General features: G+C 43.4%; 20 protein-coding genes. 16 read left to right on the top strand and 4 right to left on the bottom strand.

From position 1 onward, the window contains the following. Window positions 1–137: 137 nt before the first annotated feature. The 5 genes from CWO13_RS00810 (at window position 138) to CWO13_RS00790 (ending at window position 6,146) form a co-directional block, all read left to right on the top strand. Complete coding sequence (locus tag CWO13_RS00810) at window positions 138–1,517, top strand: metal-dependent hydrolase family protein (protein ID WP_107898440.1); 1,380 nt, start codon at window positions 138–140, stop codon at window positions 1,515–1,517. An 81-nt stretch (window positions 1,518–1,598) separates the two neighbouring features. Beyond that, window positions 1,599–2,258 (top strand): DUF3299 domain-containing protein, encoded by a 660-nt coding sequence (locus tag CWO13_RS00805; protein ID WP_108082370.1) that lies wholly within the window; start codon window positions 1,599–1,601, stop codon window positions 2,256–2,258. Between the two features lie 76 nt (window positions 2,259–2,334). Beyond that, a complete protein-coding gene (locus tag CWO13_RS00800; protein WP_258186354.1) occupies window positions 2,335–3,573 on the top strand; it encodes a carbohydrate porin in 1,239 nt (412 codons plus the stop codon). Window positions 3,574–3,961: 388 nt separating this feature from the next. Continuing rightward, complete coding sequence (locus CWO13_RS00795) at window positions 3,962–4,966, top strand: Solitary outer membrane autotransporter beta-barrel domain (protein WP_108082369.1); 1,005 nt, start codon at window positions 3,962–3,964, stop codon at window positions 4,964–4,966. 118 nt (window positions 4,967–5,084) lie between these two features. After that, window positions 5,085–6,146 carry a sensor domain-containing diguanylate cyclase gene (locus tag CWO13_RS00790; RefSeq protein ID WP_108082368.1) on the top strand — a complete coding sequence of 354 codons (1,062 nt, stop codon included), beginning with the start codon at window positions 5,085–5,087 and terminating at the stop codon, window positions 6,144–6,146. A 15-nt stretch (window positions 6,147–6,161) separates the two neighbouring features. Here the strand turns inward: CWO13_RS00790 and CWO13_RS00785 are convergent, their stop codons facing one another. Then, window positions 6,162–7,157: an AraC family transcriptional regulator gene (locus CWO13_RS00785; protein ID WP_108082367.1), complete on the bottom strand. Its 996-nt coding sequence runs from the start codon at window positions 7,155–7,157 to the stop codon at window positions 6,162–6,164. A gap of 159 nt (window positions 7,158–7,316) precedes the next feature. Here CWO13_RS00785 and CWO13_RS00780 point away from each other — a divergent pair, with 159 nt between their 5' ends. From CWO13_RS00780 to CWO13_RS00765, 4 genes are read left to right on the top strand one after another with little or no spacing between them, the layout of a single operon-like run. Further along, window positions 7,317–8,438: an HlyD family secretion protein gene (locus CWO13_RS00780; protein WP_107898445.1), complete on the top strand. Its 1,122-nt coding sequence runs from the start codon at window positions 7,317–7,319 to the stop codon at window positions 8,436–8,438. Continuing rightward, entirely contained in the window at window positions 8,428–9,447 is a 1,020-nt protein-coding gene (locus CWO13_RS00775; RefSeq protein WP_107898446.1) for a DUF2955 domain-containing protein, read from the top strand. Before CWO13_RS00780 ends, CWO13_RS00775 begins: the two co-directional genes overlap by 11 nt. 22 nt (window positions 9,448–9,469) lie before the next feature. Beyond that, the gene (locus CWO13_RS00770; protein ID WP_107898447.1) at window positions 9,470–10,570 is read left to right on the top strand and encodes an AI-2E family transporter; all 1,101 of its coding nucleotides are present in this window, start codon (window positions 9,470–9,472) and stop codon (window positions 10,568–10,570) included. Next, entirely contained in the window at window positions 10,571–11,230 is a 660-nt protein-coding gene (locus CWO13_RS00765; protein ID WP_108082366.1) for a potassium channel family protein, read from the top strand. A 112-nt stretch (window positions 11,231–11,342) separates the two neighbouring features. Here the strand turns inward: CWO13_RS00765 and CWO13_RS00760 are convergent, their stop codons facing one another. Together CWO13_RS00760 and CWO13_RS23370 are read right to left on the bottom strand one after the other, a co-directional pair. Beyond that, window positions 11,343–11,882 carry a DUF3332 domain-containing protein gene (locus CWO13_RS00760; protein ID WP_029405412.1) on the bottom strand — a complete coding sequence of 180 codons (540 nt, stop codon included), beginning with the start codon at window positions 11,880–11,882 and terminating at the stop codon, window positions 11,343–11,345. A 226-nt stretch (window positions 11,883–12,108) separates the two neighbouring features. Next, on the bottom strand, window positions 12,109–12,270 hold the full coding sequence (locus CWO13_RS23370) for a hypothetical protein (RefSeq protein ID WP_181359903.1): 162 nt from the start codon (window positions 12,268–12,270) through the stop codon (window positions 12,109–12,111). 265 nt (window positions 12,271–12,535) lie between these two features. On the opposite strand from CWO13_RS23370, the gene CWO13_RS00755 reads away from it, so the two are divergent. Beyond that, the gene (locus CWO13_RS00755; RefSeq protein WP_048659943.1) at window positions 12,536–13,129 is read left to right on the top strand and encodes a hypothetical protein; all 594 of its coding nucleotides are present in this window, start codon (window positions 12,536–12,538) and stop codon (window positions 13,127–13,129) included. 231 nt (window positions 13,130–13,360) lie between these two features. On the opposite strand, the gene CWO13_RS00750 is transcribed toward CWO13_RS00755, so the two are convergent. Further along, entirely contained in the window at window positions 13,361–13,570 is a 210-nt protein-coding gene (locus CWO13_RS00750) for a hypothetical protein (protein ID WP_004731601.1), read from the bottom strand. 930 nt (window positions 13,571–14,500) lie between these two features. On the opposite strand from CWO13_RS00750, the gene CWO13_RS00745 reads away from it, so the two are divergent. The 6 genes from CWO13_RS00745 (at window position 14,501) to CWO13_RS00720 (ending at window position 24,438) form a co-directional block, all read left to right on the top strand. Continuing rightward, window positions 14,501–15,433 (top strand): siderophore ABC transporter substrate-binding protein, encoded by a 933-nt coding sequence (locus CWO13_RS00745; RefSeq protein WP_055319313.1) that lies wholly within the window; start codon window positions 14,501–14,503, stop codon window positions 15,431–15,433. A gap of 100 nt (window positions 15,434–15,533) precedes the next feature. Next, a complete protein-coding gene (locus tag CWO13_RS00740) occupies window positions 15,534–16,487 on the top strand; it encodes an ABC transporter permease (RefSeq protein ID WP_108082365.1) in 954 nt (317 codons plus the stop codon). Further along, window positions 16,480–17,430, top strand: a complete 951-nt coding sequence (locus CWO13_RS00735) for an iron chelate uptake ABC transporter family permease subunit (RefSeq protein WP_108082364.1) — start codon at window positions 16,480–16,482, stop codon at window positions 17,428–17,430. The genes CWO13_RS00740 and CWO13_RS00735 overlap by 8 nt, the downstream gene beginning before the upstream one ends. 12 nt (window positions 17,431–17,442) lie before the next feature. Beyond that, window positions 17,443–18,207, top strand: coding sequence for an iron ABC transporter ATP-binding protein (locus tag CWO13_RS00730; RefSeq protein WP_102571617.1), 765 nt, complete (start codon window positions 17,443–17,445; stop codon window positions 18,205–18,207). Window positions 18,208–18,494: 287 nt separating this feature from the next. Next, on the top strand, window positions 18,495–19,520 hold the full coding sequence (locus CWO13_RS00725) for a response regulator (RefSeq protein WP_108082363.1): 1,026 nt from the start codon (window positions 18,495–18,497) through the stop codon (window positions 19,518–19,520). Then, window positions 19,513–24,438 carry an ATP-binding protein gene (locus CWO13_RS00720; protein WP_108019382.1) on the top strand — a complete coding sequence of 1,642 codons (4,926 nt, stop codon included), beginning with the start codon at window positions 19,513–19,515 and terminating at the stop codon, window positions 24,436–24,438. Before CWO13_RS00725 ends, CWO13_RS00720 begins: the two co-directional genes overlap by 8 nt. Window positions 24,439–24,473: the final 35 nt, after the last annotated feature.

Genomic DNA, 24,473 nt, shown 5'->3' with positions numbered 1-24,473 from the left:
TTTCACAGAATTTTGATTAGATTTTTGTGAGTGTCACGACCAATAAAAACATCTTTGAAACCTCATAACACTCATTAGTAGTTACGGAATCGTTATGGGAAGTGGACGCCACTAACAAACGGAATCAAGGTGTAAAAATGAAAAATGCAGGCTTAAAGCTCTCTGTTGTTGCTCTTTCGTGCTCATTTGCTCTTTCTGCAAATGCAGCATCAACGCTATTTACTAACGTCGATGTGTTCAATGGTACTGAAAACAAATTGTACGAAGACCATCACGTATTAGTCGAAGACAACCTAATCAAACAAATCTCTGCAAGCCCGATCGAGGCTGGCGAAGCTGAAGTGATTGATGGCACAGGCAAAACGTTAATGCCGGGACTAATCGAAGGCCATGGTCACTTGCTGATGAATGGTGGTAATCTAAGTGACCACGAAAACAACCGTACGATTGAAGAACTGGCCGCTCGAGCAACAGTCAACGCTAACGCTGCGTTTCAATCAGGCTTTACCACGTGGCGTGATGCGGGTGGTTTGAACACGGGCCTACGTAAAACAATCGACTCAGGCATGTTGCCGGGGCCAAGACTCTACACATCAGGCGCGTTTATTGGGCCAACGGGTTCACACGCCGATTTCAGTAATCTAACCACGGCTAACCAACACTTCTTTGGTTCATCGACCAATATGGCTCGTAATAGCGTGAGCTTTAATGCTGACGGGATTACCGAAATCAAAGCCGCTGCGCGTCAAAACTTCAAGCAAGGCAATACTCAAATTAAGATCATGTCATCGGGTGGTGTAGCCTCATCATTTGACCCTTGGCAACTGAATGCGATGTCTGCGGAAGAGATTGAGGCAGCTGTAGAAATTGCCGATGCTTACGGTTCTTACGTGATGTCTCATGCTTACAGTAAAAAAGCGATCATGCGTAACTTGGATGCGGGTGTTAAAACAATCGAGCACGGCTTCATGTTCGATGGTGATATCGCTGACAAGATGGAAGATAAAGATGCTTACATCACAACCAACATGACTGCGTTCTCCCCTTACTTAACACAGATCGAAGCGATTAACTCGAACCCTGCATCTAAGCGTAAAGCGGAATCTGCAACCAAAGCGTTCAAAGATTACATCTCGAACGTAAACAAATACCAACCTAAATGGGGCTTCCACACAGACTGTGTTGGTGACGTGGTTTCTTGTATTAAGCAAACCGACCATACGATTTACCTTGCGGGCAAAGAGCTTGGTAACTTCTTCACTCTGAAAGGCATGACATCAGTAAACGGCGAGATCGTTAAGTTGTCTGGTGTGATGGACCCATATCCAGAGGGTAAGTTGGGCGTGATTGAAGCGGGTGCATACGCCGATATCATCATTGTAGAAGGCAACCCACTTGAAGACTTAACAGTGATTGGTGCAAACGAAAAATGGTTTGACGCAGAGCCGCGTAGTCCTGAAATCGATACCATCAAAGTCATCATGAAAGATGGCAAAGTCTACAAAAACACGCTGTAACACAGCGCGACTATTCAGTTAAAAGTTAAGCTTTAATAGGCGACCTACTTCGGTAGGTCACCTCTCTTCAAGGTGTCCCTTATGCAAAAAACGCTTTCTCTTATCTTATCGATGATGTCACTGACTATCGTCGCTTTACCTACCTTTGCTGAAACAGCGATGAATCTTGAGTGGCAAGATCTGAATTCAGAATCTCACGAAATGAAATTAAAAATGCCAGATCTTACCGATCAGCAAATGCGTCTATTACAAGGTGTGATAGCAATGAGTGCATCAGAGGAAGAGCAAGCTCAACAACAGGCTTTATTATTCAAAAAAGCGCTAAATGAGCAGGGCGTTGATGCAGACGAAATGATCGCGCTGCGTGACGAATACATGAAAACCATGAAGGCGAACGCTGAAGCTATCACGACAGAATTTGACGGCAAGAAAGTGCGAGTTCCGGGTTTCATCGTGCCTTTAGAGTTCTCAGAAGGTATGACCGCAATTGAGTTTCTTTTAGTGCCAGTGGCGGGCGCATGTATTCACATGCCACCTCCGCCAGCAAACCAGATTGTGCGTGTGTCTTTCCCTGAAGGCTTTCAGGTACAGAACGTTCAGTATCCAGTATGGGTAGAAGGTGACTTTAGCTCGAACAAAGTGACTGAAGAAGTTTTCTTAGTCGATGGAAAAAGTAACCTCACCATGGGTTATGAAATGAAAGCTTCGATGATTGAAGACTATTACGAGAAAGAAAATTAATGGTTGTCATCAAATGACAATTTTCAATGTGAGCAATGAATAAAATAGAACTCACTCAAAAAGCATTGGTGACAAGATGAATTCAAGATTATCTAAAGTAAGTATGGCTGTGATGGTGCTAGCAACGTCAATGAGCCCAGCGGTTTATAGCGCAAATTTCGAAGGTCCAGACTCTGTTGAAAATACAATTTCAAAACAAAAATATCAGCAACTGGATTGGCGTGAAAAGCTTGCTGCGGATGGTTTTACATTTGGCGCGGATTACTTTGCGTTAGGCCTTACTTCTGGAGATGGCGTTGGTGGCGATAGCGTTAATGCATCATCCGGCGTCGCACGGCTATACGGGTCATGGCACCTACTAGGAAATGGCACACAGAACTCAGGTAGCTTGGTATGGAAGGTGGAACATAGGCATGCCTATGGTGATACTGCGCCAAAAGACTATTCATTCGGCCCGCTTGGCTATGTTGGTGCAATTGGCCCTGCATACAGTGACCAAGGGTTCCGTGTTACGGACTTGAATTGGAAGCAAAAAATCAACGATGGCAAAGGCACTATTGTTGTCGGTTGGCAGGATGTAACGAACTATGCAGATGTTTACGCTCTAGCAAGCCCGTGGTCTGGTTTTACTAACTTGGCGTTCTCGACAGGCTCAGGCGCAATGGGCTTACCAGATGATGGTGTACTTGCGCTTTCTGCTGGTCATATGTTGGGCGAGAATTTTTATGTCGTCGGTGGTATCGCGGATGCAAATGGTCAATCAGATGATATTCTTGATGGTTTTGATACCGCTTTTGGCAGCGATGCGTCTTACTTTACGACACTGGAATTAGGTTGGACGGCTTCGCAAGAGCAGATCTACACCGATAACTTCCATGTCACTTTCTGGGATTTTGGTGATGATACGCGCCACAGTAATAGTCTTGCTGCGGAAGGTGGCTCGGGCGTTAACTTCTCATGGGGTCAATTCATGAATGATCAAGTTATGCCATTTGTTCGTGGTGGCTTCTCTGAAGGGGATGTTGCCCTTTACGATAAATCAATCTCGGTTGGTATGGGATATTTCGGGTTAGGAAAACCGACGAATAACCTAGGTGTAGCGCTAAACTGGGCGGAAGTGAATGGTGATTCTTTTGCAGCTGATGCGAAGGCAATAAGCGGTAGCACAGAGCAATGGACAGCGGAGATCTACTACAACATGCAGTTTGGTGATCATTTCCAAGTCACGCCTGACATCCAGTATATAAAAGATCCTGCGTTTTCAAATGAAAGTAGCGCTTGGGTGTTTAGTATTAGAGCGAGAGTCTTTATCTAATTCCGCTACTTATTATCTTGTTTAGACCTAAAAAGTGAGCCCATGGTGGCTCACTTTTTGCGTTCCTGCGTGTCATCCAGCGTTAATTAGTTCTTATGAACAATCACTTCGCCTATCAGAGTTGTAAACAGTCATTTCACTGGGTATGGCGTATTATGGTAAGTTCCCGGTTTCAGAATGATCCAAGATAAGACTCCAATTTAGACAGAGGCGCATATGATTATTCATTTTAGAATCCAAGACGTAGAAGAGCTTTGGGGCTCAATAGATTTGGCGACACTCTTACAATCGGAACTGAGAGGGGTATCAACCACGCTATTAACTATCTGATTGAAATAGTTAAATTACCAATTACACTTGAAGCATAAGTTTGAATGGAGTCAACTTAATGCTTTCACCCCAATCGCTATATCCCCCTTCTATTACTTTACTTTTAACGGGCCTTATTTCTTCCTCGGCCTATGCATCCAATGAGGCGATTCAACATCGTTTGGAAAAGGTATTTGCCGTTTCAATTGCGCTTACAGATAGCGATGCCGTCTCTATTGGTTTTGTGGATTTCGATCCTAACTCGTTCATTAATCTAAACGACAGTGGTTTTGGCTCCGATAAAACCATCGACACTCGAAGTCAAGTCAGTGTCGGCTCTATCCCTTATTCTTCCGTGATTAAAACCGATGATCCTGACCTAGATTTGATTTGGTCGGTGCGAGGCTCTTATGCGCTGTCTGAGCAGGATATTGAGATTTCATCTGATGTTACATCGGACCGCCGAATTAACCCTAATAAAGACTCAGTATTGGGCTTGTATGGCTTTTTCGGTGCTCAAAGCCATTTAAATCAACATTGGTCTATCGTTTATGGTCTAGGCACTCACTTACTCTACTACCGCAATAAATACGAATATAAAAACAGCTACTCTCAAGCCTTTCAATCTCAGCTCGATGGATACGCGTTGAATACTTCTGCATGGGCATTGATTGGCGAGCCGTCGGTCAAACTCAAATACCTACAGAAACAAGACTGGGGAAGTTGGAATGTGTCATCAAGAGCGCGTTATTTCTATGGAACAGGATGGGGCGAAGCCAATGATGGCGATATCGGCAACCCTGAAGGTTTACGCTTTATCAATGAAATTGAATTCAGACAAAATGTGGCATTGGATGCTTGGTCGTTAAAGAACCCTCAAATTCACTACAACTTTCGAAGAATAGACGTAGCAGGGGATCTCACTGACCCGCTTGATACGCACTATTACTATGAATTTGGCGCAGGATTGGTGTTCGATGTCCCCTACGATTCCTACTTCTTTGATAACTTCGGTGTTGGGATTAACTTCAACTACGGCAGTTCGCTCAGTGGTGGCAGTTTACTCTTCTTACTCAATAATTAGCATAAGTCAGTGAGCTTACTGGTTGGCATTTAATTTGAATTCATATGTGTCGTAAAATGGTAAATATCTTGATCAAAACTTAGCCATTATAGTCATTCGCCCATCACCAGAGCAAACTATGAACAAGTTAAGTTATGACCGAAAAATGCCGCTATACGTGATGTCAGCACTTGTCATCAATATGGCATTTAGCTTGTGGTTGCTGAGTAATGCAGCTACGACGGCCATGGTTTTTTCGGTGTGTGCGTTGTTTTTACTTAGCACTCTCATTACCGCACGCCTTTATCGGCATGAAATGGCTCAAAGCAAGAGTAACTTGTCGGAAGCGATCATTGATGGTGTCGCAGGCTTTATCGTTCTCGATAGTCAATTGAGGGTTATACAAGTTAATCAACAGTTCTCTCGGGTATCAGGTTATGCCTTTGACCAAGTCGAATCTCGCCCGATTTCTGACCTCTGCTTTATGAATAACAACAGCCTAATCGCGACCATTACTCGCTCACTTAAGGAAAACCAGAGATGGAAAGGTGAGTTGAGTGGCGTAAGTCGACTTGGTGAGCAGTTTACCGTTAACGTTGTAGTGGAAAAGCTAACCGACATCCTACCGCACAATAATAAGTACGTGGTGACCTTTACGGATATTAGCCGACGCAAGATATTGGAGCGCCGATTAAGAATGCTGGTGGAAACGGATTCATTAACAGGGTGCTGGAATCGACGCCGTTTTGATAACGACTTAAAACATTACTCAAACCTAGCGGAGCGTTATGGTTACACGCATTCTTGCCTGGCGTTGATCGATTTAGATCACTTCAAGGCTATCAATGATAATCATGGTCATGACCAAGGTGATTCAGCGCTAAAAGAGGTCGCTGAACTGTTGAGAAATAACTGCCGAGACACCGACATTGTTGCGCGAGTAGGCGGAGAGGAGTTTGCTATCTTGATGCCAGAAACTGATTTGCCAGAAGCGTTTGAGGCGATGTATCGATTGAAAGAAGTGATTGCCAAAGGAACAACATTGAACCTGACTGTGAGCTGTGGTGTGTCTGAAATACAGGCGCAAGCCGAAGCGACCTATCGCAGTGCGGATAAGGCGCTTTACCGCGCCAAAGGTAACGGGCGAAATAGAGTGTGTAGCCCTAGCTCGGTGATTCCTGCTCCAATTGTTGTTGGTTAATCAATTGAGCGGAGTCTAAGCCGAGATTGATCGTTGGTAAATCTTCGGCGTAAGACCAGACACCCGTTTAAAGGCTCTCGAGAAATGCGAGATGTTGGTGTAACCGAGCTGGCTAGAAATGTAGGTCAGCGTGTGACCTTCTTCCATCAGCTCACAGGCTACTGAAAACATCAGGTTCTCTTTGATCTTTCGATATGTGGTGTTTTCATTTTTGAGTTTGCGTTGGAACGTTCGTACTGAAAAGTTAAGCAGCTCTGCCGCCTCTTCAAGAGAAAGGTCTTGTTCTTTCATGTACGGCTTTAGCAGTTCATAAACGCTATCGGTAAAGCTGGTATGCCACTCAATAAGTGTCGGTTTTGCACTGAGCTCTTTAGACGTAAGACGGATAGGGAGTTGTAAGATCTCTTCAGGAATAAGTACAGCCGACGATGATTGATCAACGAACAGTTGGCAGCTACTTGGCACCAGTGTTTTGACGACATCGATATCATGGCCTTGTAAGCGAACCTTAGTAGGTAACCATGGCGACTGAGATAAAATGGTTATTAATTCAATGATATAAATAACAGCGAAAGCTTCGCCCCATTGAAACATAGGGGAATTGTCTTCAGGTGCGGTTCTGCAAAACCAGCTCTGACCGTGTTCTTGAATAAACTCGACCTTGCTGCCTGGGGAGTCGTAGGCAAAGATTGAATTGATCTGTTTTAGTGCATCGCCAATGGTTTCGAATTCGGTAAATTGATGCAAGACGTTTGGGATGATTCGACGTCGAAATGCCAGTCCAAGAATATCGGTGAACCGTGATACGCCAAGTTGTGCCGACGTGAGATAGATCAAACGCTTAATGGATTCTGACGGCACAAAGTCACTTTCAGATTCGATGAGATCGGGCGGTAAACCGGAATCTTTGAGCAACAGATGTAAATCAAGACCATAGTCAGAAAAAACTTGAACCAGAATTTTAGCGTAGTTCGTTTGAATTACCGGGACTTGGTAGTGACTAGAGGTCATGAGAATACAATCCTGTATATATTGTCGCGTTATTAGACGAGCATATCATTTGCAACGTTTTGTTTACTAAATCTAACCTCATTTACTTGAGTTTTCCATTGCTGGGTTTATTTTTAAAGTATTAATTTTGTTGATGTTAGTTATCTAGAAGGGAGTCCCATGTCAGAAGTCGACGGGAATACGCAAGAAGCCAAGGAAGACGTTGGCCAGCAAGAAAACGGAAAAGACAAAGTAAGAAAGGTCACAAACTACTTATTGTTGTTCGTGGCGTTCATGCTGATCTTCAGTGTCATTTCAGACCGCATCATCCCTATTACCGATAATGCTCGTGTAAAAGGCTATATCGTTCCAATCAAGCCTGAGGTGTCGGGTAAAGTACTCGATATTCTTGTTCAACCTAACCAACTTGTTAATCAAGGCGATAAGCTTGCGATTCTCGACGAGTCTGATTACCTCATCGCCGTACAACAAGCTGAGCAAAACTTAGAGATCGCTGGGCAAAATGTCGGTGCTCAAACCGCGAGCATTGCTTCAGCTCAAGCGAAACTGACTTCTGCGATTGTTGAAAGACAAAACACCAAGCTACAAGCCAAGCGTGTTTTAGAGATGGCCGATAAAGGTGTGGTTTCTAAATCAGATGCAGATAAAGCACGAGCAGCATTAGCAACGTCTCGAGCTGCGGTTGTGAATGCAGAAGCTGATCTTGACCGAGCTAAGAAGCAAATGGGTAAAGAAGGCCAAGAAAATAGCCAAGTGAAAGCCGCATTGTTAGCTCTTGAACAAGCTCAGTTGAACCTAGAACGCACCGTGATTACCGCACCGACGCAAGGTGGAGTTTCTAACTTTAGCTTGTCTGAAGGTTTTTATGCATCAGCAGGGCAACCGATCATGACCTTCGTTTCAACCGAAGATATCTGGATTGAAGCTTATTATCGTGAAAATAGCCTAGGTAATGTAACGGTAGGTGATGAAGTTGAAGTAGCGTTGGATTTCGCACCGGGCAAAGTGGTAAAAGGGCGAGTAAGTAGTATCGATTGGGGAGTTGATTGGGGGCAAAATGATCAAGCAGGTAAGCTTGCTCAGGCTAGCCAACAAACGGGTTGGTTGCGTCAAACACAGATGCTTCCTATTACCATCGAATTTAAACGAGATGAGATGCAAGGCATGCTCCGAGTTGGCGGCCAAGCGGATGTGATTGTTTATAGCGGCGACAACTTTGTGTTCAACGCGATAGGCAAAGTATGGATTCGTTTGATTAGCGTATTGTCTTATGTCCGATAAGCCGATTCCTGACCAACAAACACAGCAACGGATCCTGCGGTATACCGTCGGGGTCACGTTGGCTGTTTTCTTGGCGGCGTGGATAAACTGGCCACTTGCGTTTGTAGCGCCAGTGTTCACTGCTAAGTTCTTAATTGATAAACCAAACCTCCATAAGGAAACGGTCTACGAATTGCTCTTGGCCGTTGTGGTGACTATGGGGTTAGGTTTATTGTTATCTCGAGGAATTACCCATTACCCAATCCCATTGCTAATTTTAGTGGGGTTAATGATGCTTTGGGGTTACTACTTGTTTGTCGACCCAAAATGGAACTTGTTCGCGACCATACTATTGATTGCTGTTTTGATGTTGCCATTCATGGCGATTGATAACCCTGGCGTTTCAGTAATGTTAGCATCTGGCTTAGCGACTTCTGGTGTGGTTTCAGTGATAATTTTCGCGTTAGTGCATGTGTTTTTTCCTGAGCCTAAATCGGAGTTCTCTGGTTTCGCTGCTGCGCCACTCGAAAAGAAACAGCGCTGGTATGCGGCCTTTAGGGCGATGATTATCTCTTACCCAGTAGTATGCTTTTTCTTTATTTTTCAAATATCTGAAGCTTTACTGACAATGATGTTTATTGCGTTGCTATCGTTGATGATTACGTCAGAGAAGTCGATAAAGTTGAGCGCTTTTCTTGTGATAAGTAACGGTATCGGGGGATTGCTGGCGATTGCTGCTTTTTCAATTCTTTCTATTGTACCCAACATTGTCTTCTATTCTTTGTTTATAGGACTTATTGCCATTCTTATGGCAACCAAGATCTACACGGTTCCCGAAAAAGCACCTATTTTCGCCACTGCATTTAGTACGTTGCTAGTACTGGTTGGTAGCACATTGATGAGCTCAGGCGACATTGATAGCAACACCCTTATACGCATATTCCAATTAGTGTTAATCGGCATATATATGATTTTGGCTTCTCTATTCCTAGAAACACGGAATTGGAAGTTCCTACAGAATCAGCCTTAATTTTGTCTAACAAGGACGTCTCATGAAGTTAACCGATGATTTTTCAAAACAGGCGATAGACGCTGCCATTAAGATCGCAGCGATTGCCATGCTCGTGTATTGGTGTTTTTCGATTTTGCGCCCATTCATTCTTTTAGTTATATGGGGGGCGATCATTGCGACTGCGTTGTATCCAGTGGCAGTCGCAATTTCAAATAAAACGGGAATGTCGAAAGGTAAAGCCAGTGCATTGCTGAGCTTTATTGGTGTCATTCTTCTGTTTATTCCTTTGGCGGCGCTTTCTTCTGGTATCTACACCAGCGCGACTGACCTGATGACAGGGCTTCAAGATGGCACATTGTCATTGCCTAAACCGAAAACGTCCTTACAAGATATCCCATTCATAGGTGAGAAGGTTTATTCAACCTTGGTTGCCGCCTCCAACAATATTGAAGGCACTTTCATAAAGTATGCTGATGAACTTAAACAGTTCGCGACGAAAGCTGCTTCTGTTCTTGGCTCGTTGGGTGGTGGCTTTATTCAGTTCATCATCTCTACCATCATTGCTGGTGCATTTATGAGTAATGCCGATAAATGCAAAACGGGTGTGACTCACTTAGTGGCGCGTTTAACGGGCGGTAAAGGTGAAGAGTTGGTACAGCTCTCTAAATCGACTGTGCGCAGTGTTGTGCAAGGTGTGATTGGTGTTGCTGTGATTCAATCCATGATGTCGGCAATCGGTTTAGTGATTGCTGGCGTTCCTGCTGCTGCGTTTTGGGCGCTAGCTGTGCTGTTAATTGCAATCATCCAACTTCCACCGATTCTTGCTCTATTACCTGCGATCATCTACATGTTTAGTGTTGAATCGACACTGGCGGCGAGCTTGTTCTTAGTGTGGTGTATTTTGGTGAGCGGCAGTGACGCTATCTTGAAGCCTGTCCTCCTAAGCCGAGGCTCTCATATTCCAATGCTGGTTATTTTATTGGGTGCACTGGGCGGAATGGCGATGTCAGGAATCGTTGGTCTGTTTGTTGGTGCTGTGATTCTGAGTTTAAGCTATGAGCTGATGATGGCGTGGCTTGGGCTTGAAGAGAAAAGCCAAGAAGATGCTGAGACAAACAAAGCAGAGACAGAGGAGAAATAGATGAAGCCAGTCTCTAAAGACGACAACTTCTACTTCTTATTCTATGCACTGTTGGTATTGTTTTTTGGTTGCGCGGTGATGCAGCAGTTTTATCCGCAAGGCCAGAAAACAATACTATTTCTCATCATCATTACTCTGGCGAGTTCAATTGTCGGCATTCATAAAGAGCGAGCCTTGTATCGCTCTTGGTATGGACTGTTATTGATTACGGCTTTAGTGTCTGGCGTTTTTTCGTTTTTGGAAGGCTATAACCTGTCGATAGTGACGTTATCGGCGTTGGCTGTATTTTTGTTTTCACACATTTACTCGGCGTTAAAACAGGTGATGAAAGCAAAAACGGTGACGCACAATCACATTATCGGGTCAATCTGTATCTACTTGTTGTTAGGGTTTGCTTGGTCGACCATCTACTTGTTGATTTTAGAGCTCTTCCCTAATGCATTTAATGGGTTAGAAGAACAAATTTGGCTAACCAACTTGTTCAATGCGATGTACTTTAGCTTTATCACCTTGACCACGGTTGGTTACGGTGACATATCACCGGCCCTGCCTATTGCTCAATTCTTTGTGTTTATGGAATCTATTATCGGCAGTTTCTATTTAGCTATTATGGTGGCGAGTTTGGTGAGCATTCGACTTACACAGTCTCAGTCCCAATAGAGCATTTACAAATAATAGAGCACATACAAACAAGCCCGGCAATCGCCGGGCTTCTTCTATTTTATGAGCTTCAAGGTCTCTTTAAGTTTGAACTCTGTGTAGGCAGTGAATCTTACGCTTCAGTGCCTTGAATCTTCTCTAATTCAGCGATAGTCGTTTGCGATACAAGCTGACCATCCATGTAATAGCTAACGTTTTGACCGTCTTTGATACCCGTCAGAGTCGCCGTTTCACCAGACGTATAAACGATGTCCATTTGAACCGTGTTTTCGTCGATCTTAATCATCTCACCGGTCTCGATGGTGCGATTGTTTGAAATTGGGCCGACAGGCGCTTCTTTAAGGCTTGGGTCTAGCTCATCGTTCACTTTGAAGTGAGTATCTGTTTTTGTATCAAATACGTGTGGTGAACCGCTGATCGGGTTTTTACCTGTCCAGAATTCAAGTGAGTTGAATACGACATAGTCGGCTGCGGTTGTAATACCGTATACAGGCGCTAATAAGAAGTTTACACCTGCACGAGCATAGCGGTTATCGACAACTTCAACGTTAAATTTCATCACTTTCCCTGTTACGGCGTTACTGCCGATACAACCAGTTAGCGCAGAAGCCAAAACCGTTAGTCCTACAATTTTAAGTGCAATCTTTTTCATTTTAGTACCTGTATAAGTTAGAAGTCTGTTTTGTTGGAACAGGTGTAGTATGGTTTTTATTCGATTATCAGTTTTACCATTTGGCGCCACTGACGATATAAAATGTCCTCGGGTTTTTGGCATAAAGCTAGGTATAAAACTGGGCACAAAAAAAAGCGCGACCTAATAGGGCGCGCTTTTGGGTATTTGGATAAGCCGTAATGAAAACAACGACTCCAATATAGAATTACTTCATCACATAAGAATAGGCCGATACGACAAGCCAACGGAAAAATCGAAATAAAAGGGTCGAGGCTCTAAAGGCAAACTTAGCGACTGATACCATTGCTTCTGCACCAATACTCACGCACTTATGCAAATCGGATTCTTTGTATTCTGAATAGGTCATGTGTTTTCTCACTTCTGGCTGTTATCTTTCATATGTAAGTAACGACTCCTGTCTGGCGATATACCCTGAGCGCGTAATGTACGAACTTTCCCCGAATGAGATTTACCATTTCATGCCAAGTAGTGTGAAAACTAGTCAAAAGATAACGCGTTGAGAGAAATTAAGTACGTACCTAGGTGTAACTGAGCAAGTTACCGAAAAAGCGAGGGTAATAGTGTTATGATCCCGGGCTCAGCACCATAAGTGATAAAGAATAGGAAACAGAATGACTCACCTTACCGAACAGCAAGAAGCTGCAATGGCGACGTTTAAGGAAAACTTACACCTGCCCAATGGTGGTTTTCATAAACTGATTATCGAGCTAAGTAAGGAATATCAGCTGCCTTTCCAAAAGGTGCGTGCGGTTTTAAAGAAAGCTCAAAAAGATGTGGAACGACAGATAAGAGAAGACTTTACCAACGTTGATGACACAGTACTGAGCCAAGCGAACTGGATAAATATCATTAAGTCGAAACTTGTTGAGTTAGCGGAAGAAAACCAAACGGTTATGGATAAGCTGCAACAAAACCTGAAGTATCAAAAAGTGTTGTCGGCAACCGAGGGTTCAATCGCAAGTGAAGACGAACGTGACGAGTTGATTGAAGAGTTGATTCAAGCTTATGAGAAAGAGGTATTCAAACCTTTACTGGCGATGCTGCATACAACAAAGCTGTATTGGAAGTTAATGCTGGTGGATGAGACATGTAAGATGAATGAAGAGAATCGTGAGAAATTCAGTGATTACCCTCAACACATGCAAGCTGCAGAACACTTATATACTCTTGATCAGAAGTTAAGGTCGATGCCGTTAACTTATTAGTCCATGAATGCACTGATAATGACTCATTGGTGATTCAGAGTTCGATATAAGTTGGTTTCAATAGAAGCACGATAACCTAGCTAGCGTTAGCCGCGTGTGAAATGCAAAAAGGGCTAGGTTTCTGATCTGTTTTACTTTTACTCTATTTTGTTCTGCTAGAGCGAATTGAGGGTGACATCTTTTATATCTTTGGAGCTAGGCGATGTTTCTTTTTGTCGCCTTTGGGAAATGCTATAGGAGTGTGAAATGTCCTAGGGTGTTTCCGTTGCCTGAAACGATAGTTCCGATGCTTTCTCGTTCATTAAATTCAAAGTCGATGAGATAACTGTGATGTTGTAGCTTGGGCAATATGTGGCGGTGGAGTATATCGCTATTGAGCTGTCGAATCTCGGTGACCCATGAAATCTCTTCTTTGTGTAAGTCTATTTTAATCTTGAGCATTTATTACCTTTTAGTTTATTGACTGTTTTTTCGCGTGATAGTTGGTACCAATGGGTTTGTCGTGTTGTTCTGCGTGACATAACTGTGCCTTGTGTTTATTACATTTGTATTTAAGTAGTCGGTCTATCTTGAATTCGCTAAAAAGAAAGCAAATGACGAATAGAACGGTAGTGGGATCTAATTGAGAAGCTATTGAATGACTATCTAGGTGAAAGCTGACGCAGAGATGGTGTAACGAGGGAATCGAGAACTGTCTATGTGGAACTTGGACTTACTTTAGCATTAACAGCTCTATAGATTAGAGCCAGGTGGCGAACTATACGCCTAGTTTTTAAAATTACAACCCTATTTTCAATTAAATTAAAAAATATTTTTGAGTGACTTATCATCGCTTACTGAAGGTTAAATGAGCGACGGTTAGGATATTTACTATGATATCTGACAGATTTTTGGCTTTGCGCCGCTTCGTCTTCTTTGTAATTAGTTCTTTTCATTGCTAGCTTGATTAATGTTAACATAAGCCTTTGTTATATTTAGGCTTTACATTGTAAACTGTAAGTCGTAGCTTTTGGGTTAAGCGTTATGATTACAGAACAGTTGGTCACTTTTTGCCATCAATTTCCCTCTCCAGATTAATGCTCATTTTCCTCTTCGCGTCTTTTTGTTATTTCTGATTCCTAATACTTCTCTTCACTACGCAAAACATGAATACTCACTTTTACGTTTCTGAATAATAAAGTTGTTGTGTCGCTAATTTAACACAAATATAATTGATAATAATTCTCACTTGCGTTACGGGTTTGTTGTCGAAGCAATGACAGACTTTAAATTATCGTTATTTAGCCGTTGTGTAGGCCCCATGCTCACCTATGAGTCATCTGACTTTCATTGTCATGAGTGGTGGTTTGTCTCAATGGCAAAGGAAGAAACATGAAGAAAACAATCAATTCAGTTCGCCAGTTATTGAGCGGGCTTGCCATCGTTCTTGCATCATCATTCATGATGACCGCTCAAGCGGAAACCGTGACTATTGAACATGTGAAGGGCGCAGCGCAGTTTGATGAAGTGCCGCAACGAGTAGTGGTTCTTGGTTTTGGTAGCTTGGATGTGCTAGATAAAATTGGTGTCAAGCCAGTCGGCGCACCTCATAGCCTTATGCCTGATTACCTAGAGTCTTACAAAGCAACGACAGCAAACACTGGCTCGTTGAGCGAACCTGATTTTGAAGCTATCTACATGTTGAAGCCTGACGTTATCATTGCTGAAAACCGCATGCTAAAGGTCTACGACAAGTTGGCACAAATTGCTCCGACGATCATGTTCTCTATTGAGGGCGATAAGTACTGGGCTGACGCTCAAGAAAACTGGCGTGCACTAGGTCAACTGTTTGATAAACAAAATGAAGTTGAAGCAATCATCACAGAGACTCAGGATTCTATTGCAGCGGTAAACGACAAAGTAACGTCTGGCGAAACCACTGCAATGATGTTGATGAATAACGGCAACAATATCGCGATGTTCAACAAGGGCAGTCGCTTCTCAATCATTTTTGATGACTTTGGTTACGTTGAATCAAAGAGTGCCACAGTGGCTCCAATTAAAGGGACTCACGGCAACCTAATCTCGTTCGAATACATTGCTGACGCAAAACCTGAAGTGCTTTACGTTCTTGACCGCGAAAAAGCGATCGGCAAATCAGAAGGGCGCGCACAACAGCTGTTTGATAACCCACTAGTTGCGGCAACACCTGCAGCGCAACAAGGTAACATTGTTTACCTTGATTCAAGTGCTTGGTATCTGGCTGGTGGCGGTGTAACAGCGATCCACAGAATGCTGGGTGACATTGAACGTACGATTCAATAGTTACTAATCATCAGATTTTCGGGCTTATAAGCGTGTTCTTATAAGCCCTTTTTCACTTTTTTATACGGTCTACCCGATACCTACCTTTAGTATTATTTCTATGTTGAAACCCATTGCAGCTGCTGTATTTCTTGTTGTGTTATGCGTTGCGTCATTGATGATTGGAGTCGCTGAGATTAGCTTTAGCGAGTTCTTCGATGGCAACCAACACGCCAACTCTATTTATGTTGTTAGTCGAATCCCACGGCTACTTGCGATTGTGCTTGCTGGTGCGGGCTTGAGTGTCGCAGGTTTGATCATGCAGCAAATCGTACAGAACAAGTTTGCCGCGCCTTCGACGATGGGCACGATTGACTGTGCGATGTTGGGATACATAGTCGGTATTCTAGTGCTAGGCAATGCAGCGCAATGGAGCTACTTGGGCTTTATCTTCGTATTTGCAGTGTTTGGCACCATGCTATTGGTTCGCTTCCTACAGCAGCTTAAGTTCAAGAATGCGGTGCTGGTACCTTTGATTGGCATCATGTATGGAAACGTTGTTTCGTCCCTGACAACCTTTATTGCTTACAAGTACGACTTAGTACAAACCATGTCAGCATGGACGATGGCGAACTTTGCGAGTGTCTTGCAAGGCAGCTATGAAATCCTTTACCTCGCGGTTCCTGCTTGTGTGCTGGCTTATTACTTCGCGAGCCAGTTCAGTGCGGCGAGCATCGGTGAGAGCTTCGCGAAAAACATCGGCCTTAATTACCAGAAGATCGTTTTCATTGGTGTTGCGTTGGTCGCTATCTGTGCTTCTTCTGTGGTGATGATTGTCGGTGTTATCCCATTCCTTGGCCTTATCGTGCCGAATATTGTGTCGCTGATAATGGGCGATAACATGAAGAAGATTCTGCCTTGGACAGCCTACTGGGGCGTGATCTTGGTATTGGCTTGTGACTTGTTAGCGCGAATCGTTATCTTTCCTTATGAGATTCCAATCTCAATGGTCATCAGCATTTTTGGCGGCTTGATTTTTATCTACCTAATCATGAGAGACAAGTCGAATGCGTGATTCAGTAAAAATTGCGATTCTGGCTATCGCGTCTTTGGGGATGGCAACAGTATTTGTGGGGCAAGGACTTACGTGGGATAACTACGAGTTCTTCTTGTCTCTACGACTACCAAAACTGCTGTCGATTGTGTTGGCGGCGGTGGCGATTTCTGCATCGTCATTGGTTTTTCAAACCATCACCAATAATAGAATTCTAACCCCTTCAATTTTGGGTTTTGACAGTTTGTACATGCTGGTTCAAACGGTGCTTCTGTTTGTGTTTGGTGGCACTAGCTTTTGGGTAATTGATGCAATCGCGAACTTTTCATTGTCTGTGACTGTGATGATCTTGTTCTCGTTTGCGCTGTTCCATTTTTACTTCAAGAGTAAGCGAAACAACGTATTCACACTACTTCTGATAGGCATCGTGTGTGGCAGCGTGTTCTCGAGCTTGTCTAACTTCTTGGCGATGTTGATTGATCCTAACGAGTTCGCGGTGCTACAGAATGTAATGTTTGCAAGCTTCAATAACGTGAAAGGTGAACTGGTTTACCTTAGCCTTGCTCCGTTAGGTTTGAGCTTGTTGGGGTTATGGGTGCTAGCGCCTAAGCTCGATGTGCTTTGGCTTGGTGTCGATAACGCGACAAGCTTAGGCGTGAACACCAAGCGATTAACTCAGATTACCTTGGTGATTGTGTCGATAATGGTGGCAGTCTCGACTGCTCTAGTTGGCCCAGTGCTGTTCTTTGGCTTGATCACTGTCAGTTTGGCTCGTCAGGTATTCAGCTCGTATCAGCACCGTACTCTTATAATCGCTAGCAGTTTATTAGCGGTGGTGTTGCTCGTTTCTGGCCAATGGTTCATCGAGAAAGTGATGTCGTTTGAAACCACTGTGAGTGTGATCATTAACTTGGTCGGCGGTTTGTATTTTATGTTCTTGTTGTTACGCACCAGAATTCAGTAAAGGTAGTAAGTAGTGATTAAATTAACAGGTTTAAGTAAGAAGTATGGCAAGTCACTTGTGGTTGATGATGCCAGTGCTATGTTCCCGAAAGGAGAGGTGACTTCTATCATTGGCCCAAATGGTGCGGGTAAAAGTACACTGCTTTCTATGGCGAGTCGCTTAACCGAAAGTGATGCGGGTGAGGTCGTTATTGGCGATAAATTACTGGCTGAATGGGATACCAAAGAGCTGGCGAAACACCTTGCCGTGTTAAGGCAGTCGAACAACATCAATATGCGATTTACGATTCGTGAGCTGGTTTGTTTCGGCCGTTTCCCACATTCACAAGGTCGCTTGAAAGACGAAGACCATAAGATCGTCGACACTGCGCTCGAGCACCTTGGCATTACTGATATTCAAAACAAATACCTTGATGAGTTGAGTGGCGGTCAGCGTCAAATGGCGTTCATCGCAATGGTTGTGGCGCAAGATACGGACTATGTGTTCTTAGATGAGCCACTGAACAACCTAGATATTAAGCACTCTGTCGAAATCATGCAGACGCTGCGTCGTTTAGCGCATGAGTTTAACAAAGCGGTCGTTATTGTAATTCACGACATCAACTTTGCTTCATGCTACTCAGATAACATCGTCGCGATGAAAAAAGGCCAAGTGGTTAAGTCGGGTAAGGTCTCTGAAGTGGTTGAAAAGTCAGTGATGGAGTCTATCTACGAGATCCCATTTGAGATTCGCGAGTTCGATGGCGTTCGAATCTGTATGTATTACTCAGGTCGTTAGGCTACTGAATAATCAAAGCTGTTTGTTTTCTAACTGTTCAATAAAAGAGCTCCCCTATGAGGAGCTCTTTTCGTTTGGCTCATATGTCCAAGAGAGCATATTTTCTCTTGTGTTAGACATTAATTTCTGCCGAATTTTTGACATCAAACTAGACTCAAATCGTTAGTTTGACGTCACTCGAAGATCTACTCTTCATTTTTAACAATCATTTGTCATTTTCATGTTGAGTGGTTCGAAAACCCATCTACACTATGATTATAACTGTTTGATTTTTATACGAGGTGTCAATGAGTCGTAAACCTATAGTGTTAGTCGTAGATGACACCCCAAGTAACTTGGATGTGCTAACTGCAATTCTCAAAGATACTTACCAAGTAAAGGTCGCGATCAACGGTACTATCGGTATCAAAATAACGAAGATGGTGCCACAACCTGACTTAATTCTCCTTGATATCATGATGCCTGATATAGATGGTTACGAGGTATGCCGTCAACTGAAAGCTCAACCCAATACCGCGCATATACCGATTATATTTGTGACCGCCAAAATGGATCCTGAAGCTGAAGTGAAAGGGTTGTCTTTAGGTGCTGTTGATTATTTAACGAAACCCATTACCCCAGAAATCGCACTTCAGCGTGTAAAAACCCATATTTCTCTTTATGACCAACAACGCGCGTTGTTTAGTCAGGTCAAAGAGAAAACTCAAGAAATCAACCTTGGCAAGTTAGAGACTCTGAATATCTTAGGGCGTGCGGCTGAATTTAAAGATAATGAAACGGGCATGCACGTTATGCGCATGAGCCATTATTGCGAGATATTAGCTAAAGCCTTGGGTATGACAGACGAAGACGCTGAGACTTTGCGTGATGCTGCACCAATGCATGATATTGGAAAAATCGGTATTCCTGATAGCGTGTTACTGAAGCCGGGCAAATTGGATGCCGACGAATGGGCGATCATGCAGAAACACGTTGAATTCGGTGTCGAGATACTTGGCAGGCAGAGTGATTCCAAACTAATGCAAATGGCCATTCAAGTCGCGCAATATCATCACGAAAAGTGGGACGGCAGTGGTTACCCTAGCCAGATAGCAGGTGAAGATATTCCTCTAGTCGGGCGTATCGCAGCAGTTGCCGATGTATTTGATGCTCTGACCGCAGAAAGGCCCTACAAAAAAGCGTGGAGTGTTGATGAGGCGTTGAGTTTGTTTGAGGAGCAAAAAGGCAAGCATTTTGACCCAACTATCGTCGATCTTTTTTTCCTCAAGTTACCTGAGATTCTAGCAATTAAAGAGAAGTTCAAAGATGAGTGATCGCTGGATGCTGTCGCTAAATCGTTTTGCAGTACCTCTTGTCATTGGCATAGTGGTGTGGTCACTGGTCATTCGCAGTGTAAACGCGGCTGAAGTGACTGATGCAAAGTTAAATCAGTGGTTGGAAAACCAACCGACCATCACCTTTATTGCACTTTCCGACCATTACCCATACTCATTCATCGATGACGATGGGCTGGTTTCTGGGATCATCAAAGATTGGACATTGGATCTTGAACAGCGTTTTGGTGTCCATGTTCGGTTTATCACAGTTAACTCGCGCGTCGAGGCCAAAGCGGCGTTAGTCGATGGGCGAGGTGATGTATTCCCATTTCAACAGTTTGACCCAAGTGAAGGAGGGCGTTTTCTTGCAAGTGACCCCTATGTTCCTTATCAGGTTGCTGTAATAGTACCTATCGACAATAAACTCGATGGAAACCTAGAGCAAAATAACAAGCGCCGCATCGCGATGGTTAATGAAAATATCGACTTACAAAGAGCAGGTGTTCAATTGAGCGCTATTGAACGAGTGGAGTTCGACAACGTTATTGATGCAGTACGTGCGTTAGGGGATGGCGATGTTCAAGGCATAGTCGGTGAACCAATTACCACCATGGATCTTGCGAAAAAGATTGGCGTTCATGATCTAGCGGTCAATTATGTTTTGGAACATTGGAAAAAGTTAGAAGCGTCAATGGTGATTCGAACTGACGAACCAGAGCTACTGACGCTAATCAACAAACAAATTGAAACCTTCGACATTGATAATAAGAACCAGATTCTATCAAAGTGGCTAGATAGCTCCTCTTATCGAGTGCCACTGAAAGGCGTATTTGGCTTTGGTAACCCTCCGTATATGTACCCAGACAGCACAGCGGTCGGGCTAGAACACGACATTCTTCAGCGTGCTCTTAATGATATGGGGTATAAGTTAGGTGACGTTGTCACCCTTCCTCCTAGTGCCGCTAGAAAGGCTATCGATAACAATAATTCTATTGCCTTTGTATCTGGTGTTCAGTTTGATGATCCTAATGCGCACTTTTTAAGTGATAACGTTCTTAATGTTGAGTTTGTTCCTGTGTCTCTCGTGCGACGCAAACTCCAACTTCAATCCCAAAAAGACCTATCATTAGGGGCGTTATTGTTCGACGAAACATCCCCAATTAAAAACTCTGTTGAAGTTCTGAAGGGTAAGTTAGACATTGATCGTGTCGAAGATTACGAAGATCTTGAATCAGCATTCTCGCAGTTGAGGGCTCAAAATGTCGACTTGCTAATGGTTGAACGAAGAGTACTAGAGTGGTTTATCACCAATACTCGTTTTATCGAAATGTCAGAGTTAATGTTACATGACGAGTATAAAGTTGAGTATCCGATCTATGTGGACTTTAAGAGTGAGGAAATTAGAGACAGCTTCAATGCCGCGATTAAAAACCTTAAACAGGCCGATGATGGTTTAAGCCAAATTATCGATGTGCAGGTTCAGAATGATTTAAGTCAAGTGCTTAAAAAAGCGAATATTATTGCGCAAGTATCCGCGTATTTTATTGTCAATGACCGCTTTGAAGAGTTAACGGAAGTTTTTGAAATTTTTGATACATACAGTTCATTTCAGGTGATCACCGCACAAGCGGATAATAACAATCGCCCGATTAAATCTTGGTATATCGGCAACCTAGTTGATGAATATGGAGAGAAGAAAAACACCTCTCATTTTTCGTCTGTCACCAAGGTGGCAAATTATCGAACCAAAGGAGGAAACACCAACTCTGGTTCGATGACTTTCTATTTTGATGTTAAGTCGTTAGAGCGGAACCATGTTTATTTTCCCTCGGTCGAAAAATTCAGTTCATTCGGAGATGCGGCGAAACGCTATATAGCGGATGTTTATCAAGCGAATAGTTTGATTGGAGAAATCTTAAATCTCAGCCCAAAAGAGAGAAAGTGGATCAAAGATAATCCGAATGTTCGGATAGGTATCGATCCGAATTCGTTGCCTTATGAGGCGGTATCCAATTCCGGTGAATACATCGGGATGATTGATGACTATCTAACACTGATTGAGCAGAAAACAGGTTTAAATATTAACCATGTAGATGTTGCAAATTGGTCAGAGACCCGTAGCTTGGTTGATCACCATGAAGTAGAACTGGTCTCCGCGGCTCAAGAAAACCGTTCGTTAGGAGACAATGTCAAAGCAGTCAAAAGCTTGTTTTCAAGCCGCTTAGCGATCGCATCGAGACGAGATATCAGCAGCTTGGTACTTGAAGAAGCTGAGGGTTGGAAAATCGGTATCTTGAAGAATGCAGCAAATACAGATGCGGTTATCGAACAATACCCGAACGTTGAATGGGTGCTGGTAGAATCCACAGAAGATGGACTCAACCGACTGGACTATAATACCTTAGATGGCATGATCGATACTGTCGACGTCCTCAATTATCTCATTGACTCATTTGGTCACCGGGAGATCGGAATTATCGGAAGACTCGATTTTTTCCTCTCGCCAACTTTACATGTCATCAAATCAGAACCTTTGCTTTATTCCATTGTGAATAAAGCGATTGAGAGTATTTCCGCAGAAGAACATCAGAAGATCTCAGCAAAGTGGGCAGCGCCAAAAGCGATAGAAAGAGTTGACTACCAGTTGGTTTACACCATTTCGGTTTTCTCGCTAGTGATCCTCCTACTTATTATTTTCTGGAATCGAAAATTAGCGAAGCAGATCAGTATTGCTAATGAAGCGACTGAAGCCCTCAAAAAGGCGCAGAATCAACTCTACAATATGCTCAATAGTTCTCCGATTGCCGCTGCGGTGGTATTTGAGGAGCAGGTTCGTTATGCCAATGACACCGCAAAGCGCCTGTTCGTCGTAGAAGGTAAAAAGCTTGATGCGTTTGATGTAGCTGCAATTCATGACTCGTTAGCGGTACGTGAAGAGGTACACAAGGAGCTTAAGCTCAATGGTAAGGTAGAAAACCGAGAGTTAGTGCTGAGAAAATCAGATGGCACTCGCTTTGTGGCTCTCGCGAGTTATTACTTGTTTGAGCTTGATGGGGATATCGCCACACTGTTTTGGGCATTCGATATTTCGGAAATGAAATACCTCAACGAGCAGTTGGCAGAGGAAAAGGAGAGAGCGGATCTAGCGAGCCAAGCGAAATCTGAGTTCCTGGCTAACATGAGCCATGAAATTAGAACACCAATGAACGCAATAATTGGTTTGTCTTATTTGGCAATTGGCGAAATATCTAATCCTGTCGCTCGAAATTATATTGAGAAAGTGCACCGTTCTGGCCATTCGTTACTCGGTATCATCAATGACATCCTTGATTTTTCAAAGATAGAAGCTGGGCAACTTGTTATTGATAACATCCCGTTTGATCCCGTGACGACCTTTAATGATGTGATTGAGCTGATGGAATCGAAAGCGGATGAGAAGCAACTTAAGTTGTCTATGTCGATAGACCCAGAGTTAGATACCCCGTTGATTGGCGACCCGTTAAGACTATTCCAAGTCATTCTGAACCTGATTGGGAACGCCATCAAATTTACATCGCATGGGAACGTGACTTTGAATGTTACTCATCTCGAATCCAATGATCGAAGCGTGAGTATGAAGGTAGTTGTTTCTGATACAGGGATTGGGATTTCAGAAGAAAATAGGCACAAGCTCTTTCAAGCATTTAGCCAGGCAGACAGTACTACCACGAGAAAGTTTGGAGGTACTGGCTTGGGGCTAAATATCAGTCAAAAGCTCGTACAAGCCATGGGCAGTGAGATTTCAGTTACGAGCGTATTGGGAGAGGGTAGTGAGTTTTCTTTCGTTCTTACTCTGCCTAGGTCGGATGCTGAAGAACTGGCACACTTTAAATCTCAGGAGCTCAAGCTGGATTATCACATCGAGTTTAAGGGGCAAAAGATATTGCTGGTTGAAGATAATGAGTTAAATCAAGACTTAGCGTTGGCATTTTTCAAGCGTACGAATTTGAATGTTGACTTGGCTGAGAACGGAGAAAAAGCCGTCGCGCTAGCCAAAAATAATGACTATGAAATGATTTTAATGGACCTTCAAATGCCCGTTATGGATGGCTTTGAAGCGACGCGTCAGATCCGTAAGTTTGATACGAAAGTCCCTATTATAGCGGTGTCTGCCAATGTGTTTGCTGATGCTAAGCAAAAGGCAAGGGACGCAGGTGTAACGGATTTCTTAGACAAGCCTATTATCATCGATAAAGCGACTTCTTTGATCGTCAAATATATAGTGCCGGAGGTGATGGTAGAAGGAAAGGCAGCTCCGTTAGATAGGCAGACAGAGCCACTTGAAAGCCTAACAAGTAAACCCAAGAGCAATGATGCTATCAGTGTATTTTCTCAACAGCGGTTCGAACAACTCACTCTTCATGATTCGGAACTTCAAAACAAATTGATTGGGAAGTTCCATAGCACTGCGCCAAGCATGATGGTTGATGCGTTTGATAATTTGGTACAAAACGATTGGATTACGCTTGAAAGAAACCTGCATACCTTGAAAAGCATGGCAGCGTCGATTGGTGGATTCCAGTTAGCTGATTTAATGGGAGAGTTAGAAGGTAAAGCGCATAACAGTTTGTGTGATGAGCAAGACCTCAGAGAAGGTGAAGAGAGGTTAGCTGAGCTCATTGCAGCAACGGATAGCCAGATTGTAAAGCCACAAGCTGAATGCGTGAATGAAGTGAGTGTGATGGAATCCGTGCTCACAGAAGATCACAAGGTTAAGCTACTCTCACTGCTCGAAGCTTATGATAACGATGCTACGCAATACGTGGCTGAGTTACTCGTGCAGTATCCACATGCTGCTGTGCTTAAAGATATTCAAAGTGCATTAGTTAGCTATGATTTCGAGCGAGCCAGCGAAGTTCTCAGATCCTTGGAATAAGCAACTTGGGATAAGTCGCTTGTGGTAATCACTAT

It is taken from the genome of Vibrio sp. ZF 223 (assembly GCF_003050585.1).
In the GTDB taxonomy this organism is placed as follows: Bacteria; Pseudomonadota; Gammaproteobacteria; order Enterobacterales; family Vibrionaceae; genus Vibrio; species Vibrio crassostreae.
Note: the sequence above shows the minus strand (reverse complement) of the source record. Positions and strands in the feature narration are given on the sequence as shown.

Bases quoted from the DNA above. Each gene is read 5' to 3' on its own strand.
- CWO13_RS00740 (WP_108082365.1), top strand. From the start codon at position 15,534: ATGTTGAAACCCATTGCAGCTGCTGTATTTCTTGTTGTGTTATGCGTT.
- CWO13_RS00735 (WP_108082364.1), top strand. From the start codon at position 16,480: ATGCGTGATTCAGTAAAAATTGCGATTCTGGCTATCGCGTCTTTGGGG.
- CWO13_RS00810 (WP_107898440.1), top strand. From the start codon at position 138: ATGAAAAATGCAGGCTTAAAGCTCTCTGTTGTTGCTCTTTCGTGCTCA.
- CWO13_RS00800 (WP_258186354.1), top strand. From the start codon at position 2,335: ATGAATTCAAGATTATCTAAAGTAAGTATGGCTGTGATGGTGCTAGCA.
- CWO13_RS00745 (WP_055319313.1), top strand. From the start codon at position 14,501: ATGAAGAAAACAATCAATTCAGTTCGCCAGTTATTGAGCGGGCTTGCC.
- CWO13_RS00760 (WP_029405412.1), bottom strand. From the start codon at position 11,882: ATGAAAAAGATTGCACTTAAAATTGTAGGACTAACGGTTTTGGCTTCT.
- CWO13_RS00765 (WP_108082366.1), top strand. From the start codon at position 10,571: ATGAAGCCAGTCTCTAAAGACGACAACTTCTACTTCTTATTCTATGCA.
- CWO13_RS00755 (WP_048659943.1), top strand. From the start codon at position 12,536: ATGACTCACCTTACCGAACAGCAAGAAGCTGCAATGGCGACGTTTAAG.
- CWO13_RS00720 (WP_108019382.1), top strand. From the start codon at position 19,513: ATGAGTGATCGCTGGATGCTGTCGCTAAATCGTTTTGCAGTACCTCTT.
- CWO13_RS00795 (WP_108082369.1), top strand. From the start codon at position 3,962: ATGCTTTCACCCCAATCGCTATATCCCCCTTCTATTACTTTACTTTTA.
- CWO13_RS00785 (WP_108082367.1), bottom strand. From the start codon at position 7,157: ATGACCTCTAGTCACTACCAAGTCCCGGTAATTCAAACGAACTACGCT.
- CWO13_RS00725 (WP_108082363.1), top strand. From the start codon at position 18,495: ATGAGTCGTAAACCTATAGTGTTAGTCGTAGATGACACCCCAAGTAAC.
- CWO13_RS00805 (WP_108082370.1), top strand. From the start codon at position 1,599: ATGCAAAAAACGCTTTCTCTTATCTTATCGATGATGTCACTGACTATC.
- CWO13_RS00775 (WP_107898446.1), top strand. From the start codon at position 8,428: ATGTCCGATAAGCCGATTCCTGACCAACAAACACAGCAACGGATCCTG.
- CWO13_RS00780 (WP_107898445.1), top strand. From the start codon at position 7,317: ATGTCAGAAGTCGACGGGAATACGCAAGAAGCCAAGGAAGACGTTGGC.
- CWO13_RS00750 (WP_004731601.1), bottom strand. From the start codon at position 13,570: ATGCTCAAGATTAAAATAGACTTACACAAAGAAGAGATTTCATGGGTC.
- CWO13_RS23370 (WP_181359903.1), bottom strand. From the start codon at position 12,270: ATGACCTATTCAGAATACAAAGAATCCGATTTGCATAAGTGCGTGAGT.
- CWO13_RS00770 (WP_107898447.1), top strand. From the start codon at position 9,470: ATGAAGTTAACCGATGATTTTTCAAAACAGGCGATAGACGCTGCCATT.
- CWO13_RS00790 (WP_108082368.1), top strand. From the start codon at position 5,085: ATGAACAAGTTAAGTTATGACCGAAAAATGCCGCTATACGTGATGTCA.